This is a genomic window from Janthinobacterium sp. SUN176 (assembly GCF_030587335.1).
GTDB lineage: Bacteria > Pseudomonadota > Gammaproteobacteria > Burkholderiales > Burkholderiaceae_D > Janthinobacterium > Janthinobacterium kumbetense.
The window spans coordinates 2,672,424-2,685,976 of sequence record NZ_JAPWIA010000001.1; the positions used below are offsets into that span (position 1 = coordinate 2,672,424).

At 64.1% G+C, this 13,553-nt stretch carries 13 protein-coding genes; 8 read left to right on the top strand and 5 right to left on the bottom strand.

The window, feature by feature from the left end:
• Positions 1–3: 3 nt before the first annotated feature.
• Positions 4–1,227 (bottom strand): MFS transporter, encoded by a 1,224-nt coding sequence (locus O3299_RS12045; protein WP_305062400.1) that lies wholly within the window; start codon positions 1,225–1,227, stop codon positions 4–6.
• An 86-nt stretch (positions 1,228–1,313) separates the two neighbouring features.
• Between O3299_RS12045 and O3299_RS12050 the strand changes: the two genes are divergently transcribed.
• Positions 1,314–2,240 (top strand): LysR family transcriptional regulator, encoded by a 927-nt coding sequence (locus O3299_RS12050; RefSeq protein WP_305062401.1) that lies wholly within the window; start codon positions 1,314–1,316, stop codon positions 2,238–2,240.
• Here the strand turns inward: O3299_RS12050 and O3299_RS12055 are convergent.
• Positions 2,237–4,396, bottom strand: a complete 2,160-nt coding sequence (locus O3299_RS12055; protein WP_251351451.1) for a bifunctional diguanylate cyclase/phosphodiesterase — start codon at positions 4,394–4,396, stop codon at positions 2,237–2,239. The genes O3299_RS12050 and O3299_RS12055 overlap by 4 nt on opposite strands.
• A 153-nt stretch (positions 4,397–4,549) precedes the next feature.
• The gene (locus O3299_RS12060; protein WP_251351450.1) at positions 4,550–5,476 is read right to left on the bottom strand and encodes a LysR family transcriptional regulator; all 927 of its coding nucleotides are present in this window, start codon (positions 5,474–5,476) and stop codon (positions 4,550–4,552) included.
• A gap of 166 nt (positions 5,477–5,642) precedes the next feature.
• Between O3299_RS12060 and O3299_RS12065 the strand changes: the two genes are divergently transcribed.
• From O3299_RS12065 to O3299_RS12085, 5 genes are all read left to right on the top strand, one after another.
• Positions 5,643–6,344: a pirin family protein gene (locus tag O3299_RS12065; protein ID WP_305062402.1), complete on the top strand. Its 702-nt coding sequence runs from the start codon at positions 5,643–5,645 to the stop codon at positions 6,342–6,344.
• Between the two features lie 27 nt (positions 6,345–6,371).
• On the top strand, positions 6,372–6,773 hold the full coding sequence (locus O3299_RS12070) for a DoxX family protein (RefSeq protein WP_305062403.1): 402 nt from the start codon (positions 6,372–6,374) through the stop codon (positions 6,771–6,773).
• A gap of 160 nt (positions 6,774–6,933) precedes the next feature.
• The gene (gene ribA / locus O3299_RS12075) at positions 6,934–7,587 is read left to right on the top strand and encodes a GTP cyclohydrolase II (RefSeq protein ID WP_077407024.1); all 654 of its coding nucleotides are present in this window, start codon (positions 6,934–6,936) and stop codon (positions 7,585–7,587) included.
• A gap of 69 nt (positions 7,588–7,656) precedes the next feature.
• A complete protein-coding gene (locus tag O3299_RS12080) occupies positions 7,657–9,057 on the top strand; it encodes a serine protease (RefSeq protein ID WP_305062404.1) in 1,401 nt (466 codons plus the stop codon).
• Entirely contained in the window at positions 9,054–10,034 is a 981-nt protein-coding gene (locus O3299_RS12085) for an FHA domain-containing protein (protein ID WP_289898448.1), read from the top strand. Before O3299_RS12080 ends, O3299_RS12085 begins: the two co-directional genes overlap by 4 nt.
• A gap of 74 nt (positions 10,035–10,108) precedes the next feature.
• On the opposite strand, the gene O3299_RS12090 is transcribed toward O3299_RS12085, so the two are convergent.
• Positions 10,109–10,765: a CCXG family PEP-CTERM protein gene (locus O3299_RS12090; protein WP_305062405.1), complete on the bottom strand. Its 657-nt coding sequence runs from the start codon at positions 10,763–10,765 to the stop codon at positions 10,109–10,111.
• Between the two features lie 518 nt (positions 10,766–11,283).
• Between O3299_RS12090 and O3299_RS12095 the strand changes: the two genes are divergently transcribed.
• Positions 11,284–11,622 carry an MmcQ/YjbR family DNA-binding protein gene (locus tag O3299_RS12095; protein ID WP_099667171.1) on the top strand — a complete coding sequence of 113 codons (339 nt, stop codon included), beginning with the start codon at positions 11,284–11,286 and terminating at the stop codon, positions 11,620–11,622.
• Here O3299_RS12095 and O3299_RS12100 read toward each other — a convergent pair whose 3' ends face one another.
• A complete protein-coding gene (locus tag O3299_RS12100) occupies positions 11,623–12,243 on the bottom strand; it encodes a TetR/AcrR family transcriptional regulator (RefSeq protein WP_077407037.1) in 621 nt (206 codons plus the stop codon).
• A gap of 92 nt (positions 12,244–12,335) precedes the next feature.
• Between O3299_RS12100 and O3299_RS12105 the strand changes: the two genes are divergently transcribed.
• Positions 12,336–13,550, top strand: coding sequence for an MFS transporter (locus O3299_RS12105; RefSeq protein ID WP_289916414.1), 1,215 nt, complete (start codon positions 12,336–12,338; stop codon positions 13,548–13,550).
• Positions 13,551–13,553 lie beyond the last annotated feature (3 nt).

Here is a 13,553-nt window from a genome sequence, read left to right on the forward strand (position 1 = left end):
ACTTCAGTGCGCGGCCGCGCCCGCCACGTGCGACGCCAGGTTCTTGCGCGCCAGCCAGGCCAGCGGCAGCAGGGCCAGCAGCGCGGCGGCCACGCCGGCCCAGGGCGACGACGCCATCAGCTGGCGCGAAACCATCAGCGCACCGAGCATGGAACCGAAGGAAATGCCGAGGTTAAACGCGGAAATGTTCAGGCCCGAGGCGAAATCGACGGCGTGCGGCGTGTAGCGCTCGGCCGTGGCCAGCATGCCTGCCTGCAGGGCGGGCGACAGGCCGAAGGCGAACACGCCCCAGACGAACAGCATCACCGTCATCATCCAGGGCGAACTGATGCTCAGCGCCACGCCCGCTTGCGTGACGGCCAGCAATAGCAGCATCGCGCGCAAGGCCTTTTGCCAGCCCAGGTGGCTGGTCAGGTAGCCGCCCGCCAGGTTGCCGGCAAAGGTGGCGGCGCCAAACACGATCAGCAAGGCGCTGGCCATGGTGGCGGAAAACCCCGTCACATCCGTCAGGATGGGCGTAATAAACGTGAACGCGGCAAAGCTGCTGCCGAAGCCAAACGTCGTCACCGCCATCATGGTGAGGATGGGGCCGCTACCGAGGGCCGCCAACTGCGTCATGGCCTTGCCGCCCTTGCCCTGCTGCAAACCGGCCGGCAACCAGCGCGCCATGGCGGCCAGGCCCAGCGCGGCCAGCAGCACCACGGCAAAGAAGGGCAGACGCCAGCCCATCAAGTTGCCGAGGAAACTACCAAAGGGCACGCCGATCACCATGGCCAGGGTCAATCCGGCAAACATCACGGAAATCGCCCTGCCCGCCTGCGCCTTGGTGACGAGGCTGGCGGCCACGGTGGCGCCGATGGCAAAGAAGGTGCCGTGCGCCACGGCCGTGATGACCCTTCCCAGCAGCAACAGTTCGAACGTGTGCGAAAAGGCGGCCAGCAGGTTACCGGCCAGGAACACGCTCATCAGCCCCAGCAGGGCAGCCTTGCGCGGCAGGCGCGACATCAGCAGCACCAGCAGCGGCGTGCCGATGGCCAGCGCCAGCGCATACAGGCTGACCAGCGAGCCGGCCGATTCGATGGAAATATGCAAATCTTTCGCGATGGTCGGCAAGATGCCGACGACGATGAATTCGGTCACGCCGATGGCAAAGGCGCCGACGGCCAGCGCCAGCACGCCGGGCGGCATCTTGCTGGCTGAAGTGGAAACAGGGTTTGCGGTGGTCATGGTATTTCTCCGGCAGAGTTCAAGCCAGCCAGTGTATCGATGCAAACGCTTTTGATATAGACTCCAATAATGGAAACACCTGTGAAATGGATTCAATAATGGCCAGGCAAGACATCAACCGCGCGTTCGAAATGGCTGTGTTTGCCGCCGTGGTGGAAACGGGCGCCTTTTCCGCCGCCGCGCGCCGCCTGGCCTTGACGCCGTCGGCCGTCAGCAAGCTCGTCAATCGACTGGAAGCGCGGCTCGGCGCGCGGCTGCTCCAGCGCAGCACGCGCCAGCTGCACACGACGCCCGAGGGCGACGCCTTCTTTATCCAGTGCAAGCGCATCCTCGACGATATCGAGAGCGCCGAGCGCGAAGCATCGCAGGGCGCCGCGCCGCGCGGGCGCCTGCGCATCAACTGTTTCGTGCCGTTCGGCGTGCGCCATCTGCTGCCCATCCTGCCCGAGTTCGCGCAGCGCTATCCCGACATCGTGCTCGACGTCGTCGTCAGCGACGCCATCGTCGATCTGCTGGAAGACCGCACCGACATCGCCATCCGCACGGGCAAGCTGAAGGAATCGAACCTGGTGGCGCGCAAACTGGGCGAGGATGCGATGGTCGTCGTGGCGTCGCCCGCCTACGCGGCGCGCCACGGCTTGCCGCGCACGCCGCAGGAGTTGTCACAGCACAATTTATTGGCGTTTAACTTCCGCTGCCAGAACGAAACCTGGCCCTTCCTCGATGAGGCTGGCAACACCGTGCAAGTGGCGCCGCAAGGCAATACCTGCGTCAGCGATGGCGAAAGCATGCGCCAGCTGGTGCTGGCCGGCATGGGGCTGGGACGCTTTTCGCGCCAGCACGTGCTGCGCGACATCGAGCGAGGCGATTTGCTACCCGTGCTGCAGGACTACAACCCGGGCGACAAGGAAGTCGTGCACGCCGTCTTCGTGGGACCGGGCTTGCAAGTGCCCGCGCGGGTGCGCGTGATGCTCGATTATCTGCTGGAAAAAGTGCAGCTGGGTGGCGCTTAAAGCGCCAGTTCTTCCAGCCGCAATTGCCGGCCTTCACCCAGCATCAGCTCGAATTCAGCCGCCGGCACGGCCGGGCTGAACAGATAACCTTGCAGCTGGTCGCAGCCGAGTTCGCGCAGGAAGCGCATCTGCTCGGCCGTTTCCACCCCTTCGGCGACGATTTCCTGGCGCAACTGCTGCGCCATGGTGACGATGGCGCGGGCGATGGCGCAATCGTTTTCCTCGAACGGCAAGCCGATGACGAAGGAGCGGTCGATTTTCAAGGTGCTGATGGGAAATTTCTTCAGGTAGGCCAGGCTGGAATAGCCGGTGCCGAAGTCGTCCAGCGCCAGCGCCAGGCCCATGGCCACCAGCTGGTTCATGATGTCGATCACCTTGTCGGCGCCGCGCATCAACAGGCTTTCCGTGATTTCCAGCATGATCTGGTCGGGCCGCACGCCGTAGCGTTCCAGCACGGCGGCTATGCGCGCCGGCAACTGTTCATCGAACTGGCGCGCCGACAGGTTGACGGCGATGGCCGGCATGTGCAGGCCGCGGTCTTCCCAGCTGCGGATCTGGCGGCACGCCTCGTCCAGCACCCAGGTGCCCAGCTCCAGAATCAGGCTGGTTTCCTCGGCGACGGGGATGAAGAGGCCGGGCGAGACCATGCCGCGCATCGGATGCTTCCAGCGCAGCAAGGCTTCCGCGCCCACGATACGCCCGCTGGCCAGGCTCACTTTCGGCTGGTAATGCAATTCCAGTTCCTTGTCGCCCAGCGCCAGGCGCATTTCGCTTTCCAGGCGCAAATGTTCCTTGGCCCGGCGATTCATGTCTTCGCGGTAAAACAGGAAGGTCGATTCGATCGTCTGCCCCGCCTTGGCCACGGCCACGTCGGCAAAGCGGAACAGGGCCGGCGCTTCCAGGCCGTCTTCCGGATACACGGTGATGCCGATGCTGGCGCCTACGTGCAGGGCGTGCGCATCGATATTGATCGGTGCTTCCAGCAAATTGAGCAGCTTTTGCGCCACGTTGGCCGCGTGTTCGCGCTTTTCGATATGCAGCAGGGCGACGACGAACTTGCTGTTGTCGACGCGCGCCAGGATGTCGGCGTCGCGCAGGGCGCCGCGGAACAGCTGGCCGATGGCGATCACCAGCTGGTCGCCCACTTCATGGCCCAGCGTGTCGCTGATGGAACCGATGCGGCTGATGTCGATGACCATCAGCGCGCCATGCGTGCCCTGGCGTTTCGCCTCGGCCAGGCCCTGGTCGACCAGCTGGTTCAGCAGGCAGCGGTTGGGCAAGCCCGTCAGGCTGTCGTAGTTGGCCATGCGCTGCATGCGCGCCTCGGCATCCTTGTGCACGCTGATGTCGGAAAACAGGGAAAACACGTGGCTGATTTCGCCGAATTCGTCGCGCACCACGCTGATGGTGACGTCTTGCGGGAACAGTTCGCCATTCTTGCGCTTGCCGATGATTTCGCCGCGCCAGGAGCCGTGCCCGCGCATGGCGGCGCGCACCTTGGCGCGGAAGTCGGGATCGTGCACGCCCGAGCGCAGCAAGTCCGGCGTGCGGCCGATGGCTTCGGCCGGCGAATAGCCGGTGATGCGGCTAAACGAGCTGTTGATGGAGACGATGCGCTCTTCCGCATCCGTGATCAGCACGGCTTGCTCGCTGTCTTCGATGATACGTGCGTGCAACCTTACCTTGTCCACGTCGGACAGCGGCTCGCTCATGGCCGACAGGCGCACGGCCATGCCGCACGCCTTGCCCGCCTGGTCGTGGATCACGTGGCGGTGCATGCGCAGCCACGTCACCATGCCCGACTTCTTGCGCCGGCGCACATCGGTGGCCACGTCGCCCTGCGTGAAATGCAATTCCAGCACGCTCGCTTCCGCGTCGTCTTCCGGATACAGGAACAGGATGTGCTGGCCCAGGGCTTCCAGCTCGGAATAGCCGAACATCTGTTCGGCGCCATGGTTCCAGCCGATCAAGAAGCCGTCGGGATCGATTTCCAGCAAGGCGTCGGGGGGCGCCACGCGCACCACGGGCCGGCTGGCGCCGCGCAGCCGCTCCAGCTCCTCCTCCAGCCGCGCCAGGGTGGCGGCCTGCTGCGGCCCCGCCTGTTCACGGGCATCCTGGGCCAGGCGCAGGCACAGCGCAACCTTCGCCTCAAGCATGGCAACCCCACTCTTGGGCCAGGTCAGGGGAACAGATCAGGGGCGCTGCGGTGTGTGTAATCATCAAAATCCCACTGTGGGGCGTGGAGGTCGGGCGGAAATACTGTGAATATGGTAACTTAAAAATGTTGGCGTATGTCAACATTTTAAGACCTACGCCGAATGGCCCGGCAGATGCTGCGCCAGGCGGGCAAACACATCCGGTTCGCGCATGCGCGCCATCCACCAGCGCAGCGCCGCGCCATCCTCACCCACTCTCCAGGCCAGGTAAAACGTTTCCGACGGTTTCGGCTCTTCCACGGCCTTTTCCACCAGCAAGCCACGCGCGATGGCGGCGCGGGCGCACGGTCCCGGCAGGAAGCCAAAGCCCAGCCCCAGCACCTGGTAGTCGAACTTGACCTGCATGTTCGGCACGCTCAAGGCATCCTGCCCCAGCAGCAGGCCCACCGTGCGCGGCGCCATCTGGCGCGCCGAATCGGCCACCACCACGGCCCGGTGCTGCTGCAGGTGGCCGCGCGACAAGGGCTCCTGCACCTGCGCCAGCGGATGCGTGGGCGCCACGGCAAACACGAAGTCGAGCATGCCGATCGGCTGCGCGATATAGCCGCCGCCCGCCGGCCCGTCGCCAGGCGCGCCCACCAGCAAGTCGGCCCGCCGGTCCAGCAGCGCTTCCCACGTGCCCGACAGCGTGTCTTGCGACAGGCGCAAGCGCGTCTGCTGCGCCACGTCATAGAAGGCGCGCACGTCGTCGGCCAGGGCCACGGCGGAAAACATGGAATCGATGCCGATGGACAATTCCGTTTCCCAACCGGACGCCACCCGGCGCACGCGGTGTTCGAGGTCTTGCGCCGCCTTCAGCAGGTAGCGGCCCTCTTTCAGCAATTCCTGGCCGGCCGCCGTCAGCATGACTTTCGGGCCGTTGCGCTGGAACACTTGCACACCGAGGTCGTCTTCCAGCTTGGCCACCGTATAGGAAATGGTGGACGGGACTTTGTGCAACTCCTTGCCGGCCGACGAGAACGATCCGCGGCGGTCGATGGCGTCGACGATTTGCAGGGCTTCCAGGCTCAGTCTTAACATTCGATTTTTTCGATCATAGGTCGCAAGATTTTCCGTTTTTCTTTCCCGACACAGGGGCCTATACTTTCTCCATCGTACAGCGAAGGGCAGAAAAGAGCCGCGGCGTAGCGCCAGGCAACGGTCCTTCGAAATTATCGCACATTAACTTATAGAAACGGAGTCCACCATGTTACAGATTCGTCACAGCGAAGAACGCGGCGCCGCCAACCACGGCTGGCTCAATTCCCACCACAGCTTTTCCTTCGGCAGCTACCACGATCCGCTGCACATGGGCTTTGGCCCCCTGCTGGTGATCAATGAAGACCGCGTCACGCCAGGCCAGGGTTTCGGCACGCACGGCCACCGCGACATGGAAATCATTTCGTATGTGCTCGACGGCACGCTGGAACACAAGGACAGCATGGGTACCGGCTCCGTCCTGCACTACGGCGACGTGCAGCGCATGAGCGCCGGCAGCGGCGTGCGCCACAGCGAGTTCAATCACTCGGCAACGGATGGCTTGCACTTCCTGCAGATCTGGATCCAGCCGAACGTGACGGGCATTCCGCCCAGCTACGAAGAGAAACACTTCGCGCCGGACAGCAAACGGGGCAAGCTGCGCCTGATCGCTTCCTCCGACGGCCGCCAGGGTTCCGTGCTGATCCACCAGGATGCGGCCATCTACGCCAGCATCCTGCAGGAAGGCGAACAGGCCGAACACGCGCTGCAAGAAGGCCGCCTCGCCTATGTGCACCTGATCCGCGGCAGCCTGGTGGTCAACGGCACGCCCTTGAAAGCGGGCGATGCGCTGAAACTGACGCAGGAAGCGGCCGTGACAATCACCCAGCCTGAAGACGCGGAATTCCTGGTCTTCGACTTACCCAAATAATTGATAAATATAAAGAAAGAGAAAATCATGGAAAACAAAACCAATGTATTGCTGCCCCTCGGCCGTGCCGCCCTTGGCGTGCTGTTCTTTGTCTCGGGCTTGCTGAAAATCGGCGCCTTCGCGGGCGTGGCCGGCTACATGGCCAGCCAGGGCTTGCCGATCGCGAATATTTTGCTGGTGGGCGTGATCGTGCTGGAAGTGGGCGGCGGCCTGCTCCTGATCACGGGCTGGCAGGCGCGCTGGGCGGCGCTGGCCCTGGCGCTGTTCCTGATTCCGACCACCGTGATCTTCCACGCGTTCTGGAGCGCGGACGCGGCCCACTTCCAGGACCAGCTGACGAACTTCCTGAAGAACCTGTCCATCTTCGGCGGCATGCTGTTGCTGGTGGAGCGGGGCTTCGGCAAGGCCGGCCGTCTTGTAAAAGGCTGATCCGGCCGCAATTAGAGCAATATCACCAGGCATTCCAGCTTTCAAATCTCAGCCAGGGGAAATGGCTTCCCCTGCTTTTTGGTATGATGACAGGGCGCGCCGGCACCGGAGTGGTGTCGCGCGCCTTTTATTTTTGACAATTACCTATATGAGCACAACCATGCAAAGCGGCGCAGACCTCCTGGCGACAGGCGAATTGGATTACACGACTTCCTGCGCACTGCCGACGCCGTGGGCACAGTTCACCCTGCACGCCTTTGTCGAGCACGCCACTGGTAAAGAACACCTGGCCATGGTGCTGGGCGATATCGGCAACGGCGAACCGGTGCTGGCGCGCGTGCATTCCGAGTGCCTGACGGGCGACGTGCTGTTTTCGCAGCGCTGCGACTGCGGCGCCCAGCTCGAGGGCGCCTTGAAACGCATCGCCGAAGAAGGCCGCGGCATCTTGCTGTACCTGCGCCAGGAAGGACGCGGCATCGGCTTGATCAACAAGATCCGCGCCTACCGCCTGCAGGAAGCGGGCGCCGACACGGTGCAGGCGAATGAACAGCTGGGCTTCAAGGCCGACGCGCGCAACTACACCCTGTGCAAGCCCATGTTTGCGCAATTCGGCATCCACAGCCTGCGCTTGATGACGAACAACCCGCGCAAGATCGCCGCCATGGAAGCGCTGGGCATCACGGTGGCCGAACGGGTGCCGCTGCTGGTCAACCGCAACGCCTTCAACCAGCACTACCTGAATACCAAGCAAAGCAAGCTCGGTCACATGATGACGCCGCAAACGGCGCCGGCGCTGGAAGACGGCGCCCTGTAGTCCCCCGGGCCGGCGCGTGCGCGATACCGCGCCGCGCCGGCCGCGCTCCTGCTCACGCACAAAGGATGCATGAAATTATCTAACTACGCCTGCTTGCTGGCCAGCCTGTGCGCTGCCGCAGGCGCACACGCGGCCGCGGCGCCTGTACCTGCCGCGCCTGCCGCTGCCGCCACCGCATCGACTCCCCCCATCAAACCGCCGCCAGCCACCGCCGCGCCCGCCGCCACGGAACATGCGGCCCTGCCGCCGCCCTCGTCGGCCGCGCAAAAGCTGTACACGGCGGCGCGCGCCGACATCCTGCAAGTGCGCGTGCTGCTGAAAAACGGCCGCACGCAGTCGTCCGTGGGTTCCGGCTTTTTGATCGGCACGGGCGACCTGGTGGTGAGCAACTATCACGTCGTGTCGCAATTCGCCCTCGACCCCGATACCTACGTGGGCGAATGGGTCGACACCAGCGGCCAGCGCGGCAACGTGGAATTACTGGCCGTCGACGTGCTGCACGACCTGGCCGTGCTGCGCGTGAACCGCCATGGCACGGGTTTCTTCAAGATGCCGGAGCCGCTGGCGCCGCTGACGCAGGGCCAGTACCTGTATTCGATGGGCAATCCGCTGGACCTGGGTTTCGCCATTTCGGAAGGCTCGTACAACGGCGTCGTCACACGAAGCTTCTACGACCAGCTGATGTTTACGGGACCGATCAATTCCGGCATGAGCGGCGGCCCCAGCGTCACGGCGAATGGCGACGTGGCCGGCGTGAATGTGTCGAAACGCCTCGATGGCGAACTCGTCAGTTTTCTCGTGCCTGCCCGCTATGCCCAGCAATTGCTGGCCAAGGTGGCGCAGCAGGGCAAGGCGCCGAAGGACTTCAAGCCGCTGGTGACGGCGCAACTGCTGGCGCACCAGGAAGTCATGCTGGCGCGCCTGCTCGACACGCCATTGAGCCTGAAAGCAATGGGCCCGTACCGCGTGCCCGTGCGCGAGTCCGACCAGATGCGCTGCTGGGGCCGCTCCAACGTCAAGTCCGACAAGCCCTACATGCTCGACAACACCAGCTGCGCCATGGAATCGGCCATCTTCATCTCCGGCGCCCTGCAGACGGGGCAAGTGTCGATGCGCCACGAATTTTTGCGCAGCAGCGGTCTGGGCGCCCTGCGCTTTTCCGAACTGGCCAGCGCCTCGTTCAAGAATGAAAGTTTCGGCAGCTACAAGAGCGCCAGCCTGACGGGCCCGCAATGCACCGAACAGTTCGTCAAGAACAAGACCCTGCCCCTGCGCGCCGTCCTGTGCGTGCGCGCCTACCGCAAGTTTACCGGCCTGTACGACTTTGCCCTGCTGGCCGCCAGCACCGATGAGCCACTCATGAGCCTGCAAAGCCGCATCGACGCGCGCGGCGTGTCCTACGCCAACGGCATGCGCGTCACGCGCACCTTCCTCGAAGCGCTGTCGCGGGAAAGCCGCCGCAAGCCATGAAAGCACCATACTTCATCGAAATCCTCGCCGACAATGGCGAGGTGCGGCAACGCCAGCGCATAGCCACCTTGCCGATCCGCATCGGGCGCGGCTACGACAACGACTTCATCCTCGACGACGCGCATACGGCCGCCGCGCACGCCATCGTCGAGGACGACGGCGCAGGCGGCCTGCTGCTGCGCGACCTGGGCAGCCAGAATGGCGTGATCCACCGGGGCCAGCGGCAACTGCAGGTGGCCATGACGGGCAACAGCATCGTGCGCCTGGGCCACACGCGCCTGCGCGTGCGCGCCAGCGACCACCCGGTGGCGCCCGAACTGGGCGACACGACCCGGCACGACTGGGAAGGCTTGCGCCCCGCCATCGCCGGCCTGGCCATGATCGGCGCCTCGGCCGCCTTCAGCAACTGGCTGAGCGACGCGGACGCCTTCGAACCGATTTCCTACCTGATGATCATCGCCTACGCGCTGGCCGGCGGCCTCGTGTGGGCGTCGATCTGGGCCGTGGCAAACCGCCTGTTTGGCCATGGGGCGCGTTTCGGCCGCCACCTGTTCATCATCGGCTGCGGCTTGCTGGCCATGGAAGTGTGGGAACTGGGCAGCAATGTGACGGCGTATGCGCTGTCGCTGGAAGTGCTGACGCGCTACGGACGGCATATGTTCATCGTCATTGTATGCGCGATGATCTATTACCATTTGTGCACGATCAAGCCGCAGCATCCGCGCCGCTTCGGCCTCGTCGCCGTCGTGCTGGCCATCGTCGGCTCGACCCTGATCCTGCTGAGCAACCTGCAGGCCAGCGGCCGCCTGGCCGACGAAGCCTACATGGCCGTGATCTACCCGCCAGCCTTGCGCCTGAGCCAGGATCACACGACGGACGCCTTCTTCCGCGATGCGGCCAGCCTGCAGCGCGCCGTCGACGCCGAGCGCGGCCAGGCGGCCAAGGGCGCCGACGAAGACGAAGACAGCGGCGACTGAACCGCTATCAAGCAAAAAGCCCGCCGCATCCTGACGGACCGGCGGGCTTTTTTACGTGCGCTCAGGACGTGCGCTTAAAACTTGTCTTCCTGCTTGCGGCGCGCCGTGAAGCCCAGCAAGCCCAGGCCGATCAGCAGCATGGCATAGGTGCTTGGTTCCGGCACGGCCGAGACCAGGCCGTCGGCGCTGGAAAAGCTGGCGAAATTGTTGTTGCCCGCCTTGAACTGGACTTGCTGGCCGCCATCGCAGCAGCCTTCCAGGCCGAAGATGCTCAAGGTATGGTTACCTGCAGCCAAAGTGCCCGAACCGGCGAGGAACTGGCTGCTGCTATTGTAGTTACCGGCCCACCACAGGTCGCTGCTCTTGAAGTCCAGCGCCACGCCGTCGAGGAACAGGGCGCCGCCCTTGCCGAAATCGACGCCGCTGCGGAAGCTCCAGGCGCCCGCATCGGCCGCGCTGACGCCAAAGTTGATCACCGACTTGAAGGCGATATTCGAACCGCTGCCGAACAGGCTGCTATTCGTGACATTGTCGTAGCTGGCAATCGTCGTCGTGCCATAGCCGGCGCCCGGCGTGGCCACGGCGGCATTCACGACGGACTGGTAAGCGGCGGCGGACGCTTGCGCGCCGGCATTCGAATAGCCGGTGGAAACGGTGATGGTGCTGGCGTTCGCGTGGGCAAACACACCAACGGCGATCAGGGACAAAGCGATTTTAGGCAAGTTTTTCATGATGGGTATCCAGTCAGTAAGTATTCAACGGGCGCAACAGGCGTGAAGGCGCTTGAGCTGAATACACGCTGCATTGAGGCGTGTCGGCGTAGCGCAAGAATTGCAAGAATGAGCGGTCGGGGGCGTGGCTTCCGCAAAACTTCGCGGACTTGCGGCGTGCCATGGCGGCACTGCAAGCGTCCTGGAAAGGGTTCGGGTTCCCGGGACAAAACCAGACAATTGACGGGTCAGGTGAAACGTTGAATCTATTCTATCTTAAATTCCCTAGAAGAAAAGTATTTTTCTTTTAGCCATGTAAGATATTTATATGATAAGTACCTTGAAACAGGCTGAACAAGCCTGCCGGGATGGGCATTTTACCCCTGGCGCGCTGGCAGGACCTGTCGCGCAAGCGCCACAAGCGCGCGCGCCAGTGTCGCATCTTGCGCATTTCTTTTCGCATGCCGCTGCACCACGCGGCGAAACAGCATGGCAAAATGTAGTCACGCTGCTATCTATCCGAACTGGGGGAAAGAGGAATGGTCGACCTGGAAGAACTACGCTATCTGGCACTGTCGTTTCCCGACGCCACCGAGGAAGAACACCACGACCGTCCGGCCTTCCGCGTGGGCGGGAAGATCTTCGCCACCCTGCCCGATGACGAGCACATCAATGTGCTGCTCGACGCGGAAGCGGCGCATATCGCCACCGTCATCACGCCGTCCGGCTGCGAGAAGCTGTGGTGGGGCGAACGCCTGGCCGGCATCACGGTACGCCTGGCGGATGCCGAGCTGGACATGCTGGCCGCAGCCCTGACGGCCGCCTGGCGGCGCAAGGCGCCCAGCGACCTGGCAAAGACCATCGCCCCGACGGAGTAGTTACATCGGCCAATTGCGCAGCAGCAAGCCCACCATCTGCTGCAATTGCTCGCGAGAGACTCCTGCCGCCGCCTGGATGGCCATGCCCTGCGACAGGGTCACGACGAAGCGCGCCTGCTGCTCCGGGCAGGAATCGGGCGGCAAATCCCCCTCTTCCTTCGCGCGCCGCAAGCGGTCGCGCAGCTTGATTTCACCGCGCAAGCGGCGCGCGAACAATTCATCGCGGATCGGCAAGGCATCGTCGCTGCAGGCGAGCGCCGCATTGACGCCCATGCAGCCGTGCGGGCCGTCCGGCATCGTTTGCGCGTCGACATATTGCGTCAGCAAGGCTTCCACCACCTGGCGCGCCGTCGGCTGTTCCAGCGCCGCATCGAAAAACCGCATGCGCGTATCGCTGTAGCGCTCCAGCGCCTTGTGGAACAATTGTTCCTTGTTGCCGAAGACGGCATACAGGCTGGGCCGGTTCATGCCCATGGCTTTCGTCAATTCCGGCAAGGAACTGCCTTCATAGCCTTTTTCCCAGAATACTTTCATGGCGCAATCGAGCGCCTCGTCCGCGTCGAACGTGCGTGGCCGCCCCGTTTTCGCCTTGACCGCCTCTTCTTTTTTATCTTGTTTCATACCGTTCGGTAAAAAATTATTGACAACAATGTCCACCTGCCCCGATTATATACCGACCGGTTAAAAACCTCTCGGCTTTTCAGGAACCTCTCATGCATACACTTTCCAACGCTACCGACGACGATACCACCGTGGCGCCGTGGCTGGCCGTCTTATCCGTCGGCATCGGCGCCTTCGCCCTCGTCACTTCCGAATTCCTGCCCGTCGGCCTGCTGCCCGCCATGGCCGCCGAACTGGCCATCAGCAAGGGCCAGGCGGGCTTGATGATCACCACGCCCGGCATCGTTGCCGCCTTTGCCGCCATCTTCGTCACCGTCGGCTCGGGCCGCCTGGACCGCCGCATCGTGCTGCTGGCCCTGACGGCCCTGCTGGTGGCCTCGAACCTGCTGGTGGCGCTGGCCCCTTCGTATGCGTGGATACTGCTGGGCCGCGCCATGCTGGGCGTGGGCGTGGGCGGCTTCTGGGCCATCGGCAGCGCCATCGGCCCGCGCCTGGTGGCGCCGCAGCATGCCTCGCGCGCCATGTCCATCATCTTCGCCGGCGTCTCGCTGGGCACGGTGGCGGGCGTGCCAGCCGGTGCGCTGGTGGGCGATCTGGTGGGCTGGCGGGTCGCGTTCGGCGCGGCCAGCGCCATTGCCGTGCTGGTCTTCGTCGGCCAGCTGTTGCTGCTGCCCAAGCTGCCACCGACACAGGCCATCCGCCTGCGCCAGTTGCCGATGATTTTCGGCATCCGCAAGGCCAGGCTGGGCCTGATCGCCACGGCCATGCTGTTCACGGGCCAGTTCGCCGCCTACACGTATATCGCGCCTTTCCTCACGCAAATCTCGCACCTGGCGGCCGGCACGGTCAGCGCCATGCTGCTCGTGTACGGCGCTTCCGGCTTCATCGGCAACCTCGTGGGCGGCTGGGCCGCCGGCCGCTACGAACGGGCCGCGCTGATGGCGACGGGCGCCGTGCTGGGCGTGTCCACCCTGGCCCTGGCCGCGTTCGGCAGCCATTCGCTTACCGCCATGCTGCTGGTGGCCGTGTGGGGTTTCGGTTTCGGCGCCATGCCGATCGCCGTGCAGACGTGGATGTTCAAGGCGGCGCCGGAGCTGATGGAAGGCAGCAGCGCGCTCTTCGTTGCCATCGTGCAAGTGTCGCTGGCGTCCGGCGCCTTGCTGGGAGGCGTGGCCGTCGACCGGCTGGGCGTGTCCAGCGCGATGGTGGTCGGCGGCTTGTTCGCCCTCGGCTGCGGCTTGACGATCGCCATCTTCGGCAAGCCGCAGGCCGGCGCCAAGGCCGGCGCGGCCTGCATCGCCTCGTAGGAA

Bases quoted from the DNA above. Each gene is read 5' to 3' on its own strand.
- O3299_RS12105 (WP_289916414.1), top strand. From the start codon at position 12,336: ATGCATACACTTTCCAACGCTACCGACGACGATACCACCGTGGCGCCG.
- O3299_RS12070 (WP_305062403.1), top strand. From the start codon at position 6,372: ATGGAAAACAAAACCAATGTATTGCTGCCCCTCGGCCGTGCCGCCCTT.
- O3299_RS12055 (WP_251351451.1), bottom strand. From the start codon at position 4,396: ATGCTTGAGGCGAAGGTTGCGCTGTGCCTGCGCCTGGCCCAGGATGCC.
- O3299_RS12085 (WP_289898448.1), top strand. From the start codon at position 9,054: ATGAAAGCACCATACTTCATCGAAATCCTCGCCGACAATGGCGAGGTG.
- O3299_RS12095 (WP_099667171.1), top strand. From the start codon at position 11,284: ATGGTCGACCTGGAAGAACTACGCTATCTGGCACTGTCGTTTCCCGAC.
- O3299_RS12050 (WP_305062401.1), top strand. From the start codon at position 1,314: ATGGATTCAATAATGGCCAGGCAAGACATCAACCGCGCGTTCGAAATG.
- O3299_RS12065 (WP_305062402.1), top strand. From the start codon at position 5,643: ATGTTACAGATTCGTCACAGCGAAGAACGCGGCGCCGCCAACCACGGC.
- O3299_RS12090 (WP_305062405.1), bottom strand. From the start codon at position 10,765: ATGAAAAACTTGCCTAAAATCGCTTTGTCCCTGATCGCCGTTGGTGTG.
- O3299_RS12080 (WP_305062404.1), top strand. From the start codon at position 7,657: ATGAAATTATCTAACTACGCCTGCTTGCTGGCCAGCCTGTGCGCTGCC.
- O3299_RS12045 (WP_305062400.1), bottom strand. From the start codon at position 1,227: ATGACCACCGCAAACCCTGTTTCCACTTCAGCCAGCAAGATGCCGCCC.
- O3299_RS12100 (WP_077407037.1), bottom strand. From the start codon at position 12,243: ATGAAACAAGATAAAAAAGAAGAGGCGGTCAAGGCGAAAACGGGGCGG.
- O3299_RS12060 (WP_251351450.1), bottom strand. From the start codon at position 5,476: ATGTTAAGACTGAGCCTGGAAGCCCTGCAAATCGTCGACGCCATCGAC.
- ribA (WP_077407024.1), top strand. From the start codon at position 6,934: ATGCAAAGCGGCGCAGACCTCCTGGCGACAGGCGAATTGGATTACACG.